We start from the raw sequence: 20794 nt of genomic DNA, 5'->3' as shown, positions 1-20794 counted from the left end.
ATTGAAAGGCAAAAGAATGAAAGTTATTGAAAGAATTACTTTAAATAACGAGGAGAGTAAGCAGGCTATTGGTTTAAATAAAAAAATAAATAAAGCTGATAACACCTATTCAAAAATTTGTTTAAGCAACAAGTACAACTATTTTAGTGATATGCCAACATTTGTCTTAGCTTATGAGAAACAAAAGTTAATCGGTTTAACAATGCTATATGCTGATGACGGTCCTAATGAAGAAGTAGAAGTTCACTTGGTAGTTGATTCTGAGTTTCGCAGGCACCATGTTGCTACAAAAATGTGGGCGCATGCCAAACAAATTATATTGCAATATGGTTATCATAAATGGGAATTTGTGTCAGAAAAAGTTTTTTTAGCAAAAAATCCAAACTTTTTAGCAAATTGTAACTTAACAGTGGTCAAAGAAGATTCTGATTATTACATGCAAACCTCAGAGCCAGTATCAATTGAAAAGACTGACAAATTAAATCAGGTTTTAGCCGTTAAGCCTTTAACAACGAACTACGTTGCTCAAGTTGCCACGGCACACAGTAACGCTTTTGGAGATGCCATTGCCACTTCTACTAAATACATCAAAAATTCCTTGTTGGATAAAGATACTAAAAGTTTTATTTTATTAAAAGATAATGAAGTTGCTGGCTATTGTGCCGTTGATCATGGTGATAATGAAGATTACTTTTTCGGATTGTTTATTGATAAGCCATTTCGGGGACAAGGGTTTGGTACTTTTTTTATCAAAAAAATGATTGCAATTTTGCAAAAAGAAGGTAGCAGAGTTTTTGCTTTAAATGCTGACGTTACCAATAAAGCGGCTATTCATATTTATGAAAAAGCTGGTTTTAAAATATTAAGCGAAACATTGTATTTAAAAAGCCATGAATCATAAAGATCCTTGACTAAATTTTTTATTAAGTCCAGTTGTTTTAGGCAAAGTCAATGCGAAAGATTGAATCAAGATCAATTATTTTGATTATTTTTTTATTGGCTGAGCGCAAAACATACCTTCCCGCAGATACTCGTCCTGTAATTTGACCAATCTCACTTAGACCATCTTGATAAGAAATCAAGACAAAAGAGTGTTGCATTAATGCTTTGTTGAGGGCAGCCAAAACTTCATAATTGTACTGACTGTATATGCTTAATCTATCTTCATCATAATCAAAAAAATAATGATATATTTTTCTTAGTGAATTTTTCATTATAAATGCCTCAATTTAGACCGAACATTCGTTTGACAATCAATATTATAAGAACATTTGTTCAAAAACACAAGTATTAAATCAAATTTTTTTAGTAAAATCCAATATACTGCTTGCTAGTTAATTACATAAATTGTCAAAACTTGAAAATATTTTCATTTTAGTGCAAACTAGACGTAATAGCTTTTGATAGGGGAGTATGGCATGGCAGAAAAAGGTTTGTTACTTGTCCTTTCGGGACCTTCGGGAGTTGGAAAAGGTACCGTTAAAAGTGCAATTGTGGAAAATAAAGTCTTTCCGTTTGAGTATTCAGTGTCAATGACCACTAGAAAGCCTCGACCTGGTGAAGTTAACGGCAAAGATTATTATTTTGTCACTCAAGAGCGATTTGAGCAGGCTATCAACCAAGGTGAACTTTTGGAGTATAATCAATATGTAAATAATTTTTACGGTACTCCATTGGCACCTGTAAAGAAGATGCTTAATGAAGGTAAAGATGTTTTACTAGAAATTGACGTCAACGGTGCGCAAAAAGTGCGTGAGAAGATGCCTGATGGTGTTTTTATATTTTTGACACCGCCTGACTTGCATACATTACATTTGCGGTTGGAAAATCGGGGCACTGAATCCGAAGATGTGATCATGGGCAGAATTAAGCAGGCTCGGCATGAGATTCTAGTTATGCAGGATTATGATTATGCTGTGGTAAATGATACCGTGGCTAATGCTGTTGATCACATTAAAGCTATCGTCGATGCGGAACATGTAAGTGTTAAACGCGTAATTGATACATATCGTAAAATGGTTAGGGAGGATTAAATTGAGAGTTACATATCCATCTATAGATAAATTGTTGGCTCAAGTTGATTCAAGATATTCATTATCAGTTTTAGCTGCTAAGAGGGCGCATGAGTTGGAAGACGGTGAGCCTGAGGCTTTAAAAAATTATAAATCGCAAAAGCCTGTTGGCAAAGCTTTAGAAGAAATAGAAGCTGGCAAAGTTACCGTTGATCCCAATCATCGCGAGGTTAATCAGTAATTAATAAAATTTTATGACCTCCATCCTAAAAGAGATGGAGGTCATTTTTTCAAGGTGATTTAATGATTGCGCAAGTTATTGTTGATGTTGCTGCTAAGCAAACAGATCGAGTTTTTGAGTATCATATCCCTGATGAACTGGGCGAAGTAGAGGTTGGTTCGCGCGTTTTTGTGCCTTTTGGTCCACGGAAAGTACAAGGATTTGTAATTGGTCTAAGCACAAAAAGTAAATATCAAGGTGAATTAAAAGACCTACTTTTGGTGGTGGATGAGATGCCGCCTTTAACCAAAGAATTAATTACGCTTTCCCAAGCTTTAGCCAATCACGTTTATTCATATCGCATTTCAATTTTAAAAACTATGCTGCCTAGAGTTATGCGGGCAAATTATCGCAAAATTCTGGTTCCAGTGTCTGCTAAAGCCAAAAAATTACGTCTGTTTCAAGGAGAACCACTTGATTTAAATAGAGTGACTAACAACAAGCAAATTGCTGAAATTCGCCATCTTTTACGCTCAAATGATGCTAAAGTCGAATACCTGGTGGAAAATCGCGCTAAAGTTAAAACTGAAAGCCAATATTTATTAACAAAAACAAAAGAAGATTACGTAAATATATATGAAGCGATACGCTCAAACGCCACCAAACAGAAAAAGCTGGTCATGTTTTTAATTGAAAATTATGCCAAGTTTCCTCTTTTACAAAACGAGATTGAGCAAGATGCCAAAATTAATACTGTTTCGTTAACTAATGCTGTCAAAAAAGGTTGGCTTAATAAAAAACAGGTGGAAATATATCGTAATCCGCTAGATGACTATGATGAAGACGAAAATCAAAATAAAAAGTTTATTTTGAATCCTGATCAGAAAAACGCATTAAGAAAAATTATACCGATCATTAATGAAAAACAAGCGCAGACTTTTCTGCTGGAAGGTGTGACCGGTAGTGGCAAAACCGAAGTATACTTAAATGCTATTAGTGCAACTTTAAAAATCGGCAAAAATGCACTCATGCTGGTACCCGAGATTTCTTTAACACCACAAATGGTAGAACAGGTCAAAAGTCATTTCGGTGAACAAGTTGCTGTTTTGCATAGTGGCTTGTCTGAAGGAGAATTATATGACGAATGGCGCCGAATAAGACGTGGTGAAGTACGTGTTGTTGTGGGAGCCCGTAGTGCTGTATTTGCACCATTAACAAATATCGGGTTAATCGTGATTGATGAAGAACACGAATCTTCCTATAAACAGGAAGATAATCCCCGTTATCATGCGCGCGATGTTGCTATTTGGCGCAGCGAGTATAATTCATGCCCTTTACTATTAGGTAGTGCAACGCCGGCACTTGGGAGCAGAGCCCGTGCACAAAAGGGAGTCTATCAATTACTGCGGCTGCCACAACGTGCAAATAAACAAAGTTTGCCTGCAGTAAACTTAATTGACTTAAAAAAAGCCAACTTTACTGGTGGTCAATTTGACTTGTCTGTTGAACTCGTCACGGCAATAAAAAATAGAATGGCAAATAAAGAACAAGTTATTCTAATGCTAAATCGACGTGGTTTTGCCAACTTTATGCTCTGTAGAGAATGCGGCTACGTAATGAAATGTCCTAATTGCGATCTATCGTTAACAATGCATAAAGATACTCAAAAAATGCAGTGTCATTATTGTGGCTATACTGCTGCTATTCCAAGAGAGTGTCCTAATTGTCATAGTAAAAATATTCGTTTTTTGGGTACCGGTACGCAAAAGGTCATGGCAGAACTCAATAAGTTAATACCGGAGGCGCGTATTTTACGTATGGACGTTGATACCACCAGACGAAAAGGTTCTTTTAAAAAAATATTGGATGCTTTTGGTGATCATGAAGCAGATATTTTACTGGGTACACAAATGATTGCCAAAGGGTTAGACTTTCCTAACGTTACTCTTGTAGGAGTGATTAATGCTGATACTGGTCTGTGGGTGCCTGATTACAATGCCTCTGAGAGAACATTTGAGCTTTTGACTCAAGTAGCAGGTAGAGCAGGCCGAGCCGAAAAAAAGGGTGAAGTTATCATTCAAACTTATAATCCTGATCACTATGCCATCAAACTGGCGCAATCGCAGGATTATGAACGGTTCTATCAATATGAAATGCGTGTGCGCCACGCAGGCAATTATCCACCTTATTTTTACACGGTTTTAATTTCAGTTGCTGCTAAAAAAGAACAAAATGCTGCTCGCGAAGCATATAAAATAAAAAATTGGTTGCAGCCACAATTAAACCGTCAAACGATTGTTTTAGGACCAACTCCCAGCGCAATTTCTCGCTTAAAAAATCAATATTATTATCAAATACTGGTAAAATATAAAAAAGAGGATCAACTCAACCAATTATTACACCAAATTCAAGATTCTGCGCAAAAGGTTAAAAAGTATGGTTTATCTGTTTATATTGATAATGAACCAGAGCGCATTATGTAAAGGGGATATGTTTAATGACATCAATAATTTTTCTGGGAACGCCGAATTTTGCTGTTCCTATTTTACAGGCACTTTCCGACAGTAATTACGAAATTAAGGCTGTAGTAACTCAACCTGACAAAAAAGTGGGCAGAAAACAAAAACTAACGCAGTCACCAGTAAAAGAACTGGCTGAAAAGTTAAATCTGCCTGTTTTTCAACCTGCAAAATTAAGTAAATCAGACGAACTTAATCAATTAGTTGAAATGCATGCTGATTTGGTAATTACCGCTGCTTATGGGCAATTTTTACCAACTAAACTTTTGCAATCAGCTAAAATTGCCGCTGTTAATGTTCATGGTTCACTTTTGCCTAAATATCGTGGAGGAGCACCAATTCAATATGCTCTTATTAACGGTGACCAAAAAACCGGCGTAACTATTATGGAAATGGTTAAGCAAATGGATGCCGGGGATATTTATACGCAAGAAGCAATTGCTATTGATGAGAATGATACTGCCGGTACGTTATTTGAAAAACTGTCATTACTGGGGCGTGACTTATTACTGAAAACATTGCCTCAAATAATTGCTAATCCGAAAAATAAAAAGGCGCAAGATACCAGTAAAGTAGTTTTTTCTCCTAATATTAGCAAAAAGCAGGAACAGATCACTTTAAATATGACAGCAGCTGCTGCCAATAATTTAATTAGAGGACTAAATCCTGATCCAGGTGCATATCTACTAGTTGATAACAAAAGGTTTAAAATATGGCAAGCTCAAGTTGCCCAAGATAAAACTGCTTTGCCAGCAGGCTGTGTAGTGGCTAATAAGGACCGCTTTGCTATCAGTTTTGCAGACAACACTGTTTTAAATTTAATTGAAGTTCAACCTGCTGGTAAGAATAAAATGGCGATTAAAAGCTTTTTGAATGGTCAGGGCCAGAAGTTTAAGATAGGTGAAAAAATTGTCGACTCTTAAAAGTGCCCGAGCGGTGGCTTTGCAGACGCTTATCCGTGTCTTAGATGATAATTCCTATTCCAATATCAGTTTGAATAATAACTTAATAAAAAGTAACCTTTCACAGGCTGACCAGAATTTTGCCGCTAGAATAGTTTACGGTACTATTCAAGAGAAAATATATTTAGAGTATCAACTGCGGCGTTTAATCAAAACTAAGCTAAAGGAGAATTACCTTTACCCCTTGCTTTTGCTGTCTGCATACCAGATTTTTTTCATGGATAATGTTCCTAACAGGGCAGTTTTGAATGAAGCCAACAAATTAGCCAAAGAATTCGGCAAGAAACATTCTGTGGGCTATAAAATTGTGAATGGTATTTTGCATTCTTTAATCAGACAGGGCTCAGTTCTACCAAGTGCAAAAGATAAAATTGATTATCTTAGTGTAAAAGAAAGTACTCCGAAATGGTTGGTAAGTTATTTAATTAGTCACTGGGGTGAACATAGAGCTGCTAAAATTTTAGCCAGCATTAATAAAAGCGCTAAAAATACAGTGAGAGTATCTCATTTAGCAGAGCAAAAATTAGTTAAGGAAAATTTAACTAATTTAGGTTTTGCCCCTGTAGATTCTGAAATAGCTAATGATGAATTGATTTTAGCCCATGGTGGAGTTTTTAAGACGCAATTATTTCATGAAGGAAAATTGACAATTCAAGATGAAGCTGCTAGTTTGGCAGTAAGTGCTTTCAATTTTTCTGGAAATGAAAAAGTACTTGATGCTTGCAGTGCTCCCGGCGGAAAGACGGTACAAATCGCTGAAAACTTACCTCAGGGGCAAGTTACTGCTTTAGATATCCATGAGAAAAAACTAAATTTAGTATTGGCAAACAGCAGGCGCATGAATGTCGCTTCTAAGGTGCTGGTTAAGCCACTTGATGCCAGAAAGGCTGATACAGTTTTTGACAAAGGTGAATTTGCTAAAATTTTAGTTGATGCACCATGTTCTGGTCTAGGTCTTATCAGGCGCAAACCTGAAATACGTTATACTAAAACAAAGTCTGATCTTATTAATTTACAAAGAATACAACTTGAAATTTTGGATCATATTAGTTCCTTAATATCTGCTGGTGGTGAATTAGTCTATTCAACATGTACAATTACAAAAGAAGAAGACGAAGATGTAGTAAAATCTTTTTTAGAAACACATTCTCAGTTTGAGCTGCAACCTTTTACAGCAGGTAAATTATCGGCTCCTAGCGGCATGTTAAAGATTTTACCTGATAGTTATGATAGTGATGGCTTTTTTATTGCAAAGTTTATAGTGCGAGGTTAAAGTTTTGATTAAAACAGCATTTGCTTCTAGTATTGGACGAATACGCAAAAGTAACCAAGATTCCGTACAGGTTTTTAAGAATAAAAACAATGCTTTAATGGCAATAGTTTGTGATGGTATGGGAGGTCACCAGGGTGGCGATGTTGCTTCTACAATGGCTGTCAGCCATTTAGGTCATAATTTTGTTGATACCGATTTTTATGACTGTGATAGAGCACAAAAATGGCTTAACGTGCAGCTAAGTAGTGAAAATGAAACTATTTTGAAAACTGCTGACCGTTTTCCAGATCTCAATGGCATGGGAACTACTATTGTTTTGGCAATCGTTTTTGCAAATGAAGCTTTGATTGCACATTTAGGCGATTCACGTGCTTACGGCTATTCAGCTGGTGAATTTACCCAATTAATGGAAGATCACTCTCTTGTTAATGAGCTGGTAAAGTTGCACCAAATATCTAAGCAGCAGGCCAGAAACCACCCTCAAAAAAATATCATTACTCAATCTCTAGGAGTTTCAAGTACGATTGATCCTGAATATAGACAAGTATCGCTGGGTGAAAATGATATTATTTTGCTATGTACAGACGGTTTAACCAACTCTTTAAGTGACCCTCAAATTCAGCAAATTTTAGCTACAAAAGACCTATCACTAAAAGAACGCTGCCAAAAATTAATTGATGAAGCCAACCGCGTTGGCGGTGAGGATAATATCACTGCTTGCCTAATTTTGAATGAAGGCGGTGATGAGCAGTGATTAATAAAGGCTATCTACTGGGAGATCGTTACCGGATTATTGATACGTTGGGCGAAGGTGGGATGGCTAATGTTTATCTCGCTGAAGATATCATCCTGCAACGCAAAGTTGCGGTAAAAATATTACGCTTAGATTTACAAAAAGAACCGCAAACATTAGCACGTTTTCAAAGAGAAGCTTTAGCGACCAGTGAATTAAGTCATCCGAATATTGTTATGGTGCTTGATGTTGGAGCAGATCATGGCCTGCCTTACATGGTTATGGAATACGTCGATGGTCCAGATCTAAAGGACTATATTAGGACAAATTCGCCCTTAAATTTAAGACTTGTAATTAAAATTATGGATCAAATTTTAAGTGCAATGTCTTTAGCGCACAAACATAATGTTATTCACCGCGATCTTAAGCCGCAAAACATTCTAATGGATAAGCATGGCAATATTAAAATTGCTGATTTTGGTATTGCTGTTGCCTTAAATCAAAATTCAGTTACTCAAACTAACTCTGCTATTGGTTCAGTGCACTACATGTCTCCTGAACAAACACGCGGGGGGCTGGTTACCAAGCAGTCAGACATTTATTCTTTAGGAATAATTTTATATGAATTAATTACTGGACATGTACCATTTAATGGCGATTCAGCCGTTTCAATAGCTTTAAAACACGCTCAGGAGCCAATTCCTTCAATTAGAAAGCAGGATCCTGAGGTCCCTCAAGCGCTGGAAAATGTTGTTTTAAAAGCAACTGCCAAAGATCCAAGAGATCGCTATCATTCTGCTAAACAAATGCAGGATGATTTAGATACTAGCCTTAATCCCAGCCGCGCTAACGAACCGCTTTTTAATCCGACACATGGTAATAATAATGATGAAACAATTATTTTACCTAATTTTAAGCCTAATTCTAAGCAAAAAGAGGAAATAAAAGAGGACCAGACCAACACTGAGAACATGACAGAAAATTCTCGCCCCAAAAAAGCTAGTTTTACGCAGGCAATGCGCAAGCATAAATGGTGGTGGCTGTTTATCGGGTTTGCTGCCGTTTTAATTGCTGGGTTAATGATTTTTGTTCTGACCAATAATAGTCGTAAGGATGTGCGCATACCTGATGTAACAAATTTAAGCGAGAAAAAAGCCCGGAATGAGCTTGAAAATGTAGGCTTAAAAGTTGGTCGAATAAAGCATAAAAGTTCTGATAGTATTGATCAGGGCAAAGTCATTAAGACTACGCCTCCAGCAGGTTCACAAATAAAGCGGGGCAGATTTATCGATCTTTATGTTTCTGACGGTGCCGGCATGGTTAAAGTACCGGATGTGACTGGGGATGAATATGAAATTGCAGTTGAAAAACTAGAAAAGATGGGTTTTGAAGTAATTCGCGAAAATCAGTTTTCTGCTAGCGTGCCACCTAATCATGTTATTGGGCAGAGTATTGCAGCAGATGTTGAAGTCAAACCTACACAAACTACTATTACTTTAACCGTTTCAAAAGGTAAAAACGATCGTGCCAAGCACCATATGATTAAATTGCCGGACTTAAAAGACTATTCCTTAAAAGATGCCCAAGAATATGCCCACAAGCATGGACTTACTTTGCAGGTAAGTTCGGCATACTCGTCTAAGGTAAAAAAGGGTATGATAATTTCAATGAGTCCAGCTGCAGGAACAGAAGTACCACGTGGAAGTACAATTTCTATCAGTGTTTCCGAAGGGCAGAAAAAGGAGCGCAATCTTACTGCAATTAAAAACTTCACAGTCAGCTATGAAAATAATGATGAAGATGATTCTGATAACAATCGTGGCAATCATATCCAAATTTACATTGCAGATGACAATCATTCAATTGACGACATATATCGCGATTTATACATTAAACGAGATATGAACTTTTCAATCCCGTTCCAGCTTAAAGATGGGCCGGGCGCACTTAAGGTTGTTCGCGACGGTCAAACTATTTTAAGTGAGAAGGTCAAAAATGGCTAAAGATACTCAAGGAATTATTACTGGTCTAATCGCCGGTTTTTATGATGTGCAGACTAAAAGCCGGGTTGTGAGAACTAGGGCTAGAGGAGTTTTTCGCAAAAATAAATTTAAACCTACTGTAGGAGACCACGTTGAAATACAAATAGATGATCAAGGTACCAGTTATTTAGTGAAAGTTTTGCCACGTAAAAACTTGATTGGTCGCCCTGCATTAGCGAATGTTGACCATGTCCTGCTGGTAATTTCAGCAGTAGAACCAGATTTCTCCTTGCCACTTTTAGACAGGTTTTTAACTTTCTTTTCGTGGCAAAATGTGGCAGTAAGCATCTATTTATCTAAAAGCGACTTGACCAAGTCAGAAGAACTTGAGGTTATTAACGAAAATCTTGCATATTACCAAAAAATCGGTTATGAAATTTACTTAAGCCAAGAAGCAGTAAATAAAGCACTACCGGTTAATATCGGTTTTGAGCAAATTTGGACTTTAGCTGGTCAATCTGGTGCCGGTAAATCGACTTTGATCAATTCTCTCAAGGAAGATTTAGCGCAAAAAACTGCTGCTATCTCTACAAGTTTAAATCGTGGTAAACACACTACCAGGACGGTACAACTTTTTAAATTAGGTAACGGCTACCTGGCTGATACGCCTGGATTTTCTGCTATTGATCTGACTCCGATAAAATTAAACCAACTGTGTGATTATTTTATTGAGTTCAAAAAGGCCAGTCAAAACTGTAAGTTTAGAGGATGCCAGCATATAAATGAGCCTAAGTGTGAAGTAAAGCAGTTAGTGGCAGAAGGGCAAATAAAAAAATCCCGGTATGAAAATTACTTATTAATGCGCAAAGAAATTGAAAATGGCAGATTACCCGAATATTTAAAATAAGGAGGAAAAAATTGATTGCACCATCAATCTTAAATATTAATAATCTTGATCTTAAAGATGATATTAAAATAGCAGCCAAGGCTGGTATAACACGTTTTCATATTGATATTATGGACGGACATTTTGTACCAAATTTGTCCTTTGGACCGCAGCTTGTTTCAGATTTTAAAAAAGAGTTTCCTCATTTAGAGGCCGAAATTCATTTAATGAGCAATAACCCAGACGTGTTAGTGCCTGCTTTTGTTAAAGCCGGTGCACAAATAATGCTGCTGCATTATGAGGCAATGAATGAAGCAAAGCTAAATTACTGGTTGGACTATCTTAAGCAAAATCACGTTAAGGCTGGTGTTGTTCTTAACCCTGATACCCCGATTTCTGTCCTAAACAAGTTTATCCCTAAACTTGATCAAATATTATTGATGACAGTTTACCCTGGATTTGGTGGACAAAAATTTATTCCTGAATCTGTCAAAAGAATTAGTCAGGTTAAAGAATTAGTTAAAGCTGATTTTCCGCTTGAAGTCGACGGCGGTATTAATGCCCAAACTGCAAAACAGGCAAAAATGGCTGGCGCTAATGTTTTTGTGGCAGGTTCTTATCTTTTCTGTGAGGGAGATATTAATAAGCAAGTTGATGAGCTGGCGGAGATTTTAAAATGAAAGCATGGGCTCTTTTAGGTGCACCTAAGAATCAGTGGCCTAGCAATATTAAGGCCAAACTTTTAGCAGCTAAGAAAAGTAAAGATTTAATTATTGGCGTCGATCGGGGCGCGCTTCTGTTGGAAGAACTGGGTTTAACTGCTGATTTAGCTGTCGGAGATTTTGATTCTCTACAAAAAGATGAGTTAGAGCGAATTGAGAGTAAAGTTAGTGATATTAGGTATTCACTTCCAGAAAAAGACTTAACGGATAGCGAGCTTATTATGCGGTGTGCTTTTTGTGATTATCAGGTATCGCATTTAGCTATTTTGGGAGCAACAGGGGGCAGATTAGATCATTTTATGTCTAACTTGCTGATGGTATTAAAACCTGAATTTAATCCTTTTGCTGAAAAAATAGAACTTATTGACCAGCAAAACTCAATTAAATTTTATAATGCCGGCAAACACACGATATATCAAGAACCTGAATACAATTATTTTGGCGTTGTCACTTTAACTGCAGTACAGCACTTAAATATTGCCGGTGCCAAATACTCTCTAGCTGACTTTAACGGGGATTATCCGATTTCTTTCAGTTCAAATGAATTTCTATCAGAAAAAAAGCCGCTTGAACTATCTTTAAAAAAAGGCACTGTTGCTGTTATTCAATCAAAAGATATTGATCGTTTTCAAAATATTTAAGAAACAAAAAACTAGCAGAATTGATTCTGCTAGTTTTTTTAAAACTTATTATGCACGGGTAACTTTACCAGATTTTAATGTCTTAGTTGAAACCCATACTCGCTTAGGCTTGCCATCAACAAGAATACGAACTTTTTGAAGGTTTGGCTTCCACGCACGACGTGATGAATTCAGTGAGTGTGAACGTGTATTACCAAAAGTTGTCTTTTTGCCAGTAATATAATCTTTTGCCATTTGCTAAACCTCCTTTGTTGTGTTTTCATACTAAGTTAAGATAGCATAACTTTAAGATCATTGCAACTGCAAAAGTATTTTTTAAGAAGGGATTTTTGTATTTAAACTTGATTACTATGATAAAATAGATACATAATATTGAGAACAATGATACGGAGGTAAACATGGCTGTAAAAATCAAAACAAAAAATGGTTTGATTGATATTTCAAACGGAGTGATTGCAACTGTTGTTGGTAGCGCAGCTACATCCAATTATGGCGTTGTCGGCATGGCTTCAAAAAATGCTATCCGTGATGGTTTCGATGGAATATTAAATCGTGCAAATTATAAACGCGGAGTTGTTGTTAAATCTGAGGATAATAAGATTACGGTTGATGTTTATATAATTGTCGGCTATGGTCTTAAAATTTCCGAGGTCAGCCGCAACGTTCAAGATAGTGTAAAGTTTAATTTGAAAAATCAACTTGGAATTGAAACTAAAGCTGTCAATGTCATCGTTCAAAGTGTCAAAGTGCTTGACGAATAACTCAAGCGGAGGTTAGAAATATTGGTTTTAAAGGAAATAGATAGTAAGAAATTTAGAGATATGGTTCGCGTTGCTACACATAGACTTGGTCGCAACGCAGAGTTTATTAACTCTTTGAACGTTTTCCCAGTTCCTGATGGAGACACAGGAACTAATATGAACTTAACTATTGAAAGTGGTGCTAAAGCGGTTGCTCAAAACACAAGTAATAGTGTCGGTGATTTAACTGAAAGTCTTGCTAAAGGGATGTTGATGGGAGCACGCGGCAATAGTGGGGTTATTTCTTCCCAACTTTTCAGAGGCGTTTATAAAGCAACTCAGGGTATGAAAACTCTTAATGCACAGGAGTTGGCAAATGCTTTTTCTAATGGTGTTGCAACAGCTTATAAAGCCGTGATGAAACCAGTTGAAGGTACTATTTTGACCGTTGCTAGAGTTGGTGCGCAAGAAGGTGCCAATAAGGCCAATGAAACCGATGATGTTGAAGAAGTTATGAAAGCAATCGTTGAAGGTGCAAAAAAGGCGCTGAAGACTACACCAGACTTATTGCCAGTTTTAAAGCAAGTTGGCGTAGTTGATTCAGGTGGTCAAGGACTGCTCTTTATTTATGAAGGCTTTCTAGAAGGTCTTCTTGGTGAGGAATTTGCTGATCGCTACCAGCCTGATGAAGGTGAAATGGATGAAATGATTAATGCAATGCACCACCAGTCAGTTCAATCTCAACTTTCAACTCAAGATATTGCTAATGGCTACTGTACTGAAATTATGGTTGACTTGACTGCCGATGTTCCTAATAAAAAGACATTCAATTTAGATGAATTTCGAGATCACTTATCTAAACTAGGAGATTCGCTTTTAGCTGTTTCTGATGACGAAGTAGCTAAGGTTCATGTTCATACTGAGCATCCTGCTGCCATTTTTGCTTATGGAAGTCAATTCGGACAGCTGGGAAAAATCAAAATTGATAATATGCGGATCCAGCATGAAACAATAGTTAATAACAGTGAAGAAAATCAGGAAAGCGTTGATTTTGCAGTAATTGCTGTTGCTTCCGGAAATGGTATTAGAAAATTATTTGAGAGTGAAGGAGTAAACCGCATTATCTCTGGTGGTCAAACAATGAACCCTTCAACTCAAGACATTATTGACTCCATCAAAAAATCAGGTGCCAAGAAAGCTATTGTAATGCCTAATAACGGTAATATTATCATGGCAGCCAAACAAGCAGCAGAAGTTAGCGATATACCAGTTGGCATAGTTCCTACAAAAACTATTTCACAAGGTTTGACGGCAATGCTGTCATTTGATCCTGATGATTCTCTAGATGATAACGTAGCAAACATGACTGATGCACTTGATACAGTTGTTTCAGGAGAAGTTACCAAAGCTAATCGTGACACTACTATTAATGATATTGAAATTCATCAAAATGACTTCTTGGGCATCGTAGACGGTGATATTAAAGTTGCAAATACAGATTTAATCACTGCTACCTCAACAATGATTGAGAAAATGCTTGATGAAGATGCGGAAATTATTACTGTGATGTACGGGCGCGATTCTAATAAAAAAGAAGCTCAAGAGCTTGTAGATGCTGTTAAGAAAAAGCACGACGACCTTGAATTTGAAATTCATGATGGTGGTCAACCCGTATACAACTTTTTAATTTCTGTTGAATAATTATGATTGCAAAAGAACTATTTGCTCCTGTGACTGACTTGAAGGGTGTCGGTACTAAAACTGCCGCCGCACTGGGTAGTCTGGGAATTTATAGTATTTATGATTTGTTATATTATTTTCCATTTCGCTATGATGAACTGCAGACAATTCCACTTGACCAGATCATGGATGGGCAAAAGGTAATGTTGAAAGGAATTGTAGCGACTGAAGCTTTTGTGAGCCGATTTGGATATAAAAAAAGCAAATTAAGCTTTAAGTTACGAATTGACCATGATGTTGTCATGGTCAATTTTTTTAATCAACCGTGGTTAAAAGAAAAGGTCATTGTTGGTAAAGAAGTAGCAATTTACGGCAAATATAACGTGGCGCGCCAAAGTCTGGCAGCGTTTAAATTTATCGCTGCTAAAGAAAATGACAGTGGTATGGCGCCAATTTATTCGGTAAATCGCCACATTAAGCAGAAAAAATTAGTCGACATAATAAATATTGCTTTAACCGCATTTTCTGACAATGTGGCGGACATTGTTCCGTTATCAATTAGGCAAAGGTATCGGCTGTTACCTGAGCAAAAAATTGTGCAGCAGATGCATCATCCGCAAAATTTGACAGAAGCCAAATTAGCTAAAAGAAGTGCCATTTTTCGAGAGTTTTTTATTTTTCAAACCGAACTGGCAGAATTAACAGAACTTAATCCGCGTAATCAGGGATATGCCAAAAAGTATGACTTAGAAGAAATTGCCAAGCTTACCAAAGCATTGCCCTTTGAATTATCGCCAGATCAAAAAAAAGTGATTAATGAAATATTTGCTGATCTTTTTTCTCCAATTCAAATGCAGCGGCTGTTGCAGGGTGATGTGGGTTCCGGTAAAACAATTGTGGCTGTCTATGCAATTTTTGCCGCAATTACAGCTGGTTACCAAGTGGCGCTTATGGTGCCTACCGAAATCCTAGCCGTGCAGCATTTTAAAAAAATTGATGAATTACTAAAGCCTTTAGGTGTGCGCTGTGCATTATTAACGGGTACTACAAAAACTTTGGAACGAAGAGAAATCTATCATGAGTTAACTGAGGGCATAATTAATGTAGTAATTGGTACCCATGCTTTAATACAGCCAAATGTGATTTTTAAAAAATTAGGATTGGTTATTATTGATGAACAGCATCGCTTTGGTGTCAATCAAAGACAAGCTTTAATTAATAAAGGCAATCTCCCAGACATTTTGGCTATGACTGCGACGCCAATTCCGAGAACCCTTGCTTTAACTGTCTATGGTAATATGACCATTTCAGAAATACATCATCTACCTGCTGGTCGTAAAAAAATAATTTCATCATGGAAAACAAGTACACAAATGGATCAAGTGTATCAGTTGATGCGAGAACAGTTAAAGCAGGGCTTTCAAATTTATGCCGTCACACCGTTAATTTCAGAATCTGAAGTTCTTGATTTAAAAAATGCTGAACAGCTTTTTACTAAATTAAGACATGATTTTCCGCAAGAACAAGTTGAATTGTTGCATGGACAAATGCCTGGAAATAAAAAAGATGAAATTATGAATGATTTTGCGGAGGGCAAAATCAACATCTTAGTGACTACCAGTGTGATTGAAGTTGGAGTTGATGTGGCTAATGCGAATATGATGGTAATTTTTAATGCTGATCGTTTTGGCATTAGTCAATTGCACCAATTAAGGGGGCGAATAGGTAGAGGAAAAACTCAAAGTTATTGTATTTTTTTGGCCGATCCCAATACTCAAGCCGGTAAAAAGCGAATGAAAATCGTGGCATCAACTACAGATGGTTTTAAATTAGCTGAAGAAGATTTGAAGATGCGTGGTGAAGGGGACTTATTTGGCAAAGCGCAGTCTGGCTTACCGGAATTTCAAGTTGGCAGTGTAGTCAATAATTACGAAACGATGGTCGTTGCGCAAAAAGAAGCTAAAAAATTAATTAGAACTGATCCTTCATTAAAGAATCCAGCAAATGAAAATTTAAAACAAGTGTTAGAATATAAACAATTACAACAAAAAAGAACTTAGAAAAGATTGTGGTAACTATGAAAACTATTGCAATTGATGCAATGGGTGGAGAAAAAGCACCTGAAGCTGTTATAAAAGCAGTATTACGAGTCAAGAAAGAATTGCCCCATACTCAATTCGTTTTATTTGGCGATCAAACTAAAATAAAAAGTTTATTAGGTAATGATATAAGTCAAATAGAAATTGTGAATACTACTGAAGTTATTAAGGATGAGGACGAACCCGTAAAAGCCATTCGCCAAAAAAAGGATTCCTCACTTGTCGTTGCAGCGCAATTTGTGAAGCAAGGCAAGGCTGATGCACTTTTTTCAATGGGCAACACTGGTGCTATTTTAGCTTCCGGAATATTTATCATTGGCCGTATTAAGGGTGTAGCTCGTCCTGGTTTAATGCCGACTTTACCTGTTAAAAATTCTGATGATGGTTTTAATATGATAGATGTTGGAGCAAATGCTAAGAGCAAGCCGGAATATCTGCTTGATTGGGCCAAAATGGCTTCATACTATGCCGAAAAGGTGAGGGGCATAAACAATCCCCGAGTTGGTTTACTCAATAATGGAGCAGAAAATGATAAAGGCGATGATGTTCATCAAAAAGCTTATCAGCTACTGCTCGACAGTAAATTAAACTTTATTGGCAATATTGAAGGAAATGAACTCCTTGATGGTAAAGCTGATGTTATTGCAACTGATGGTTTTACTGGCAACGCTGTCTTAAAAAATATTGAGGGAACTTCGGGAGTTTTAATCCACCTCTTAAAAAACAGTTTGCTAAATAATGGTCTTTTTGTTAAATTAGGAGCATTAATGATCAAAAGGGCATTAAAAGGACTAGTGTCAAAATTTGATGTTGATAAATACGGTGGAGCGGTTCTGCTTGGTGTTAATGCACCAGTAGTAAAAACGCATGGACGCTCAGGTGAACGTGCTGTTTATTTCACTCTTAAACAAGTTGATAAAATACTACAAGAAAAAATTATTGATGAGTTTAAAGCTGAATTTGCAAATAAAGAATAATATTAACAAGGAGTACTAAAATGACTGAAGAAGAGATTTTTACAAAAATACGTGATATGTTGGCAGATAACTTTGAAGTAGATAAGGATAAAATTACCAAGGATACAAACTTTACAAGTGATTTGGACGCTGATTCCATTGACTTGGTAGAATTCATTCTGCAATTAGAAGATGAATTCGGCGCCGAGATTTCTGATGAAGATGCAGAAAAAATAAAAACAGTTGGAGATGCTGTTAATTACATTGTTGCACATAAAAAATAAACAAAAAATTTAATTATAAATTTGCATACGACAAGTTTCATGGTTATAATTAGAAATTAAATAAATTTATTAAATATCTTTAATAAATTGTTTGAAAATTTGAGAGGGGAAATGACCTTTGGAAAAACAAAGTGATCTCTTACTGGATATCCAGCATTTGCATACTGCATATCGTTTAAATGGAAAGTTTTATGATGCTGCGGATGATATCAATTTAACATTGAAGCGAAATGAAATTCTATCTATTGTAGGCGAATCTGGATGTGGTAAGAGTACAATTGCATCTAGTATTATTGGCTTGTATGACCACAAAAACACGAAAGTCACTGGTGATATTCTTTATAATGAATTGAATTTAGTAGGCTTAAATGAATCACTCTTTGATAAAATACGTGGTAATAAGATTGGCATGATTTTTCAGGATCCTTTAGCTAGTTTGAACCCGTTGATGCGTGTCGGTGATCAGGTCGCAGAAACTCTATATTATCATACTAATATGAAGGAAAGGGAACGGCATGATCGTGTAATCGAACTTTTCAATCAAGTTGGAATGCCCAAGCCGCAAGAAACTTATGCAATGTATCCCTTTGAACTTTCTGGGGGATTAAGACAGCGTGTTGTGATCGCTATGGCAGTTGCATGTAAACCGGAGATCATTATTGCGGACGAGCCGACCACTGCCTTAGATGTTACTATTCAAGCTCAAATTCTTGATTTACTTGAAGATATTCAAAAAGAATCTCAATCTGGTATTATTTTAATTACCCACGATTTAGGAGTAGTGGCTGAAACAGCTGATCAAGTTGCTGTTATGTATGGTGGACAAATTGTTGAAAAGGCTGATGTTAAGACAATTTTTGAACATCCTCTGCACCCATATACGCGTTCTCTTCTTAATTCCATGCCTCAGTCTGAGGATGAAGAAGAAGATTTGCACGTTATTCAGGGAACAGTTCCATCATTGCAAAATATGCCTAGAGAAGGAGACAGGTTTGCAGCTAGAATCCCATGGATTCCAGCTAGTGCTCATGAAAAGAATCCGGTAATGCATGAAGTTGAACCTGGTCACTGGGTAAGATGTACTTGTTGGAAGACATTCCACTTTCAAGATGAAGTAAGTGGGGAATAAATATGGCTAAAGAGATTATTCAGGTAAAAAACTTAAAGGTTCATTATCCTATCAGATCAGGCTTTTGGAACAGAATTACTGATTATGTGCGCGCAGTTGATGATGTCAGTATTACCATCAACGAAGGTGAAACATATGGTCTGATTGGAGAATCCGGTTCAGGAAAGTCCACGACTGGTAAAGCAATAGTCGGTGTTGAAAAAGTTACTGGTGGGCACATTTTTTATAAGGGCGTTGACATTACTAAATCAAGAAATCGGCGCAAATTAAACTATAACAAAGATGTGCAGATGATTTTTCAAGATTCTTTGTCAAGTCTTAATCCGAGAAAACGCATTGAAGATATTATCGCTGAACCAATCCGTAATTTTGAAAATCTAACGACAGATCAAGAAAGGGATCGGGTACAAGAATTATTGGATATCGTTGGGATGCCAAGTGATTCAATTTATAAATATCCGCACGAATTTTCTGGGGGACAAAGACAAAGAATTGGTGTAGCTCGTGCTGTTGCCACCAATCCCCGTTTAGTCGTTGCTGATGAACCTACCAGTGCTTTGGACTTATCAGTCCAAGCACAGGTGCTAAATTTCATGAAACATATTCAACAACAATATAATATAGCTTATCTTTTTATTTCCCATGACTTGGGTGTTGTAAAGCACATGTCTGAGAACTTGGCTATCATGCATAGAGGTCGTTTAGTCGAAATAGGGTCTCGTGAAGACATCTATAATCATCCTGTTCATATATACACTAAAAGATTACTTTCAGCTATTCCTCAAGTTGATGTTGAACATCGTGAAGAACATAAAAAGCATCGTGAAAAAGTTGAACAAGAATTTCAAAATGACCAAAGCAAATGGTACGATAAAGTTGGTCGGGTATATCCTTTGCAGCAAGTATCTGGAAGGCATTGGGTAGCTCTTCCCAAAGAAGAGGTTAAACAAGAACAAATGAATGAAAAGGAGGAAGACTAATTATGTGGAAAACAGTTTTAAGAAGAATTTTAGTTATGATTCCGCAAATAATCATTTTAAGTATTTTGGTCTTCTTCTTGGCAAAAATGATGCCAGGTGATCCATTTAGTGGTCAAATAAATCCAAATACTGACCCTAAGCAGATAGAAGCTTTGAAGAGGGCAGCAGGTTTATATGATCCAGCACCAGTACAATATGGTCGCTGGGTAAGCAATTTATTTAGAGGCGACTTGGGGACCAGCTATATTCAGCATGTACCAGTAACATCGTTAATTGCAGATCGGGCAGTTAATACTTTTTGGCTATCTTTATTAACAACAATTATTAGTTATTCTATTTCTATTCCTCTGGGTGTCATTGCTGGACGTCATCAAGATGAATGGCAGGATCAGGCAGTACAAATATTTAATTATGTGACATTTGCTATTCCAGGCTTTGTTTTCTACATTTTAGGAATTTGGCTGTTTGGTTTTACTTTAGGCTGGTTCCCCATTTCAGGGTCTGTTTCTCCTAATGCTTCTGGTTTTTGGGGGACACTAGGCAGTCAACTTTATCATATGATTTTACCTGCTATCTTGAGTGCCTTGATAACAACTACTGGTATTGTCCAGTACTTGAGAACAGGGATTGTTGATAATAAGGTTGAAGATTATGTCCGTACGGCGCATAGTAAGGGTGTTCCAGAAAATGTCGTATTTAATAAACATATTCTGCGCAATTCACTTTTACCTATAGCTTCTTCATTTGGGACTGTGATCACTGGTTTACTAGGTGGGTCCATGATTATTGAAACAGTGTTTAGTTATCCTGGTATGGGTAAACTTTTCTTGGATTCAATAGACCAACGTGATTACACTACACTTACAGCTTTAATTTTGATTTTTGGTATATTAACACTTCTGGGCAACCTACTTTCTGATATTATCATGAGTATAGTTGATCCAAGGATTAGGATAAAATAAGGGAGGAAGAAACA

Annotated in this window: 21 protein-coding genes; 19 read left to right on the top strand and 2 right to left on the bottom strand. The window is 36.8% G+C overall.

What is annotated here, in order from left to right; translation table 11 throughout:
- Positions 1–16 precede the first annotated feature (16 nt).
- The gene (locus tag H3T47_RS06930) at positions 17–901 is read left to right on the top strand and encodes a GNAT family N-acetyltransferase (protein WP_199282984.1); all 885 of its coding nucleotides are present in this window, start codon (positions 17–19) and stop codon (positions 899–901) included.
- A 37-nt stretch (positions 902–938) separates the two neighbouring features.
- On the opposite strand, the gene H3T47_RS06925 is transcribed toward H3T47_RS06930, so the two are convergent.
- The gene (locus H3T47_RS06925) at positions 939–1214 is read right to left on the bottom strand and encodes a hypothetical protein (protein WP_038523135.1); all 276 of its coding nucleotides are present in this window, start codon (positions 1212–1214) and stop codon (positions 939–941) included.
- 204 nt (positions 1215–1418) lie between these two features.
- Between H3T47_RS06925 and gmk the strand changes: the two genes are divergently transcribed.
- The 10 genes from gmk (at position 1419) to H3T47_RS06875 (ending at position 11950) form a co-directional block, all read left to right on the top strand.
- Positions 1419–2033 carry a guanylate kinase gene (gene gmk, locus H3T47_RS06920; RefSeq protein ID WP_038523133.1) on the top strand — a complete coding sequence of 205 codons (615 nt, stop codon included), beginning with the start codon at positions 1419–1421 and terminating at the stop codon, positions 2031–2033.
- Position 2034: 1 nt separating this feature from the next.
- The gene (rpoZ, locus tag H3T47_RS06915; RefSeq protein ID WP_038523130.1) at positions 2035–2253 is read left to right on the top strand and encodes a DNA-directed RNA polymerase subunit omega; all 219 of its coding nucleotides are present in this window, start codon (positions 2035–2037) and stop codon (positions 2251–2253) included.
- A 62-nt stretch (positions 2254–2315) separates the two neighbouring features.
- Positions 2316–4715 carry a primosomal protein N' gene (priA, locus tag H3T47_RS06910; protein WP_199282983.1) on the top strand — a complete coding sequence of 800 codons (2400 nt, stop codon included), beginning with the start codon at positions 2316–2318 and terminating at the stop codon, positions 4713–4715.
- 14 nt (positions 4716–4729) lie between these two features.
- Complete coding sequence (fmt, locus tag H3T47_RS06905) at positions 4730–5674, top strand: methionyl-tRNA formyltransferase (protein WP_199282982.1); 945 nt, start codon at positions 4730–4732, stop codon at positions 5672–5674.
- Positions 5661–6986, top strand: a complete 1326-nt coding sequence (rsmB, locus tag H3T47_RS06900; RefSeq protein ID WP_199282981.1) for a 16S rRNA (cytosine(967)-C(5))-methyltransferase RsmB — start codon at positions 5661–5663, stop codon at positions 6984–6986. Before fmt ends, rsmB begins: the two co-directional genes overlap by 14 nt.
- A gap of 4 nt (positions 6987–6990) precedes the next feature.
- Entirely contained in the window at positions 6991–7740 is a 750-nt protein-coding gene (locus H3T47_RS06895; protein ID WP_199282980.1) for a Stp1/IreP family PP2C-type Ser/Thr phosphatase, read from the top strand.
- A complete protein-coding gene (gene pknB, locus H3T47_RS06890; protein ID WP_046327265.1) occupies positions 7737–9722 on the top strand; it encodes a Stk1 family PASTA domain-containing Ser/Thr kinase in 1986 nt (661 codons plus the stop codon). Before H3T47_RS06895 ends, pknB begins: the two co-directional genes overlap by 4 nt.
- Entirely contained in the window at positions 9715–10608 is an 894-nt protein-coding gene (gene rsgA / locus H3T47_RS06885; protein WP_199282979.1) for a ribosome small subunit-dependent GTPase A, read from the top strand. Before pknB ends, rsgA begins: the two co-directional genes overlap by 8 nt.
- Before the next feature lie 11 nt (positions 10609–10619).
- Positions 10620–11267, top strand: a complete 648-nt coding sequence (rpe, locus tag H3T47_RS06880; RefSeq protein WP_046327263.1) for a ribulose-phosphate 3-epimerase — start codon at positions 10620–10622, stop codon at positions 11265–11267.
- Positions 11264–11950 carry a thiamine diphosphokinase gene (locus H3T47_RS06875; RefSeq protein WP_199282978.1) on the top strand — a complete coding sequence of 229 codons (687 nt, stop codon included), beginning with the start codon at positions 11264–11266 and terminating at the stop codon, positions 11948–11950. The genes rpe and H3T47_RS06875 overlap by 4 nt, the downstream gene beginning before the upstream one ends.
- A gap of 48 nt (positions 11951–11998) precedes the next feature.
- Here the strand turns inward: H3T47_RS06875 and rpmB are convergent, their stop codons facing one another.
- Complete coding sequence (gene rpmB / locus H3T47_RS06870) at positions 11999–12184, bottom strand: 50S ribosomal protein L28 (protein WP_038523104.1); 186 nt, start codon at positions 12182–12184, stop codon at positions 11999–12001.
- 164 nt (positions 12185–12348) lie between these two features.
- Here rpmB and H3T47_RS06865 point away from each other — a divergent pair, with 164 nt between their 5' ends.
- The 8 genes from H3T47_RS06865 (at position 12349) to opp4B (ending at position 20780) form a co-directional block, all read left to right on the top strand.
- Positions 12349–12711: an Asp23/Gls24 family envelope stress response protein gene (locus H3T47_RS06865; protein ID WP_034981534.1), complete on the top strand. Its 363-nt coding sequence runs from the start codon at positions 12349–12351 to the stop codon at positions 12709–12711.
- 21 nt (positions 12712–12732) lie between these two features.
- The gene (locus H3T47_RS06860) at positions 12733–14391 is read left to right on the top strand and encodes a DAK2 domain-containing protein (RefSeq protein ID WP_199282977.1); all 1659 of its coding nucleotides are present in this window, start codon (positions 12733–12735) and stop codon (positions 14389–14391) included.
- Between the two features lie 2 nt (positions 14392–14393).
- Positions 14394–16430: an ATP-dependent DNA helicase RecG gene (recG, locus tag H3T47_RS06855; protein ID WP_199282976.1), complete on the top strand. Its 2037-nt coding sequence runs from the start codon at positions 14394–14396 to the stop codon at positions 16428–16430.
- A 17-nt stretch (positions 16431–16447) separates the two neighbouring features.
- Positions 16448–17446 carry a phosphate acyltransferase PlsX gene (gene plsX / locus H3T47_RS06850; protein ID WP_199282975.1) on the top strand — a complete coding sequence of 333 codons (999 nt, stop codon included), beginning with the start codon at positions 16448–16450 and terminating at the stop codon, positions 17444–17446.
- A gap of 20 nt (positions 17447–17466) precedes the next feature.
- The gene (acpP, locus tag H3T47_RS06845; RefSeq protein WP_038523089.1) at positions 17467–17709 is read left to right on the top strand and encodes an acyl carrier protein; all 243 of its coding nucleotides are present in this window, start codon (positions 17467–17469) and stop codon (positions 17707–17709) included.
- 118 nt (positions 17710–17827) lie between these two features.
- A complete protein-coding gene (locus H3T47_RS06840; RefSeq protein ID WP_038523088.1) occupies positions 17828–18838 on the top strand; it encodes an ABC transporter ATP-binding protein in 1011 nt (336 codons plus the stop codon).
- Positions 18839–18840: 2 nt separating this feature from the next.
- Complete coding sequence (locus tag H3T47_RS06835; protein WP_199282974.1) at positions 18841–19818, top strand: ATP-binding cassette domain-containing protein; 978 nt, start codon at positions 18841–18843, stop codon at positions 19816–19818.
- Between the two features lie 2 nt (positions 19819–19820).
- Complete coding sequence (gene opp4B / locus H3T47_RS06830) at positions 19821–20780, top strand: oligopeptide ABC transporter permease (protein WP_187158875.1); 960 nt, start codon at positions 19821–19823, stop codon at positions 20778–20780.
- Positions 20781–20794 lie beyond the last annotated feature (14 nt).

It is taken from the genome of Lactobacillus sp. W8093, assembly GCF_016100925.1.
Classification (GTDB): Bacteria; Bacillota; Bacilli; order Lactobacillales; family Lactobacillaceae; genus Lactobacillus; species Lactobacillus helsingborgensis.
Note: the sequence above shows the minus strand (reverse complement) of the source record. Positions and strands in the feature narration are given on the sequence as shown.

What these genes read in the sequence shown, in the direction of transcription:
- plsX (WP_199282975.1), top strand. Translation starts at nt 16,448, where the DNA reads ATGAAAACTATTGCAATTGATGCAATGGGTGGAGAAAAAGCACCTGAA.
- priA (WP_199282983.1), top strand. Translation starts at nt 2,316, where the DNA reads ATGATTGCGCAAGTTATTGTTGATGTTGCTGCTAAGCAAACAGATCGA.
- H3T47_RS06930 (WP_199282984.1), top strand. Translation starts at nt 17, where the DNA reads ATGAAAGTTATTGAAAGAATTACTTTAAATAACGAGGAGAGTAAGCAG.
- opp4B (WP_187158875.1), top strand. Translation starts at nt 19,821, where the DNA reads ATGTGGAAAACAGTTTTAAGAAGAATTTTAGTTATGATTCCGCAAATA.
- H3T47_RS06875 (WP_199282978.1), top strand. Translation starts at nt 11,264, where the DNA reads ATGAAAGCATGGGCTCTTTTAGGTGCACCTAAGAATCAGTGGCCTAGC.
- H3T47_RS06865 (WP_034981534.1), top strand. Translation starts at nt 12,349, where the DNA reads ATGGCTGTAAAAATCAAAACAAAAAATGGTTTGATTGATATTTCAAAC.
- gmk (WP_038523133.1), top strand. Translation starts at nt 1,419, where the DNA reads ATGGCAGAAAAAGGTTTGTTACTTGTCCTTTCGGGACCTTCGGGAGTT.
- H3T47_RS06925 (WP_038523135.1), bottom strand. Translation starts at nt 1,214, where the DNA reads ATGAAAAATTCACTAAGAAAAATATATCATTATTTTTTTGATTATGAT.
- rsgA (WP_199282979.1), top strand. Translation starts at nt 9,715, where the DNA reads ATGGCTAAAGATACTCAAGGAATTATTACTGGTCTAATCGCCGGTTTT.
- acpP (WP_038523089.1), top strand. Translation starts at nt 17,467, where the DNA reads ATGACTGAAGAAGAGATTTTTACAAAAATACGTGATATGTTGGCAGAT.
- rpmB (WP_038523104.1), bottom strand. Translation starts at nt 12,184, where the DNA reads ATGGCAAAAGATTATATTACTGGCAAAAAGACAACTTTTGGTAATACA.
- H3T47_RS06835 (WP_199282974.1), top strand. Translation starts at nt 18,841, where the DNA reads ATGGCTAAAGAGATTATTCAGGTAAAAAACTTAAAGGTTCATTATCCT.
- recG (WP_199282976.1), top strand. Translation starts at nt 14,394, where the DNA reads ATGATTGCAAAAGAACTATTTGCTCCTGTGACTGACTTGAAGGGTGTC.
- fmt (WP_199282982.1), top strand. Translation starts at nt 4,730, where the DNA reads ATGACATCAATAATTTTTCTGGGAACGCCGAATTTTGCTGTTCCTATT.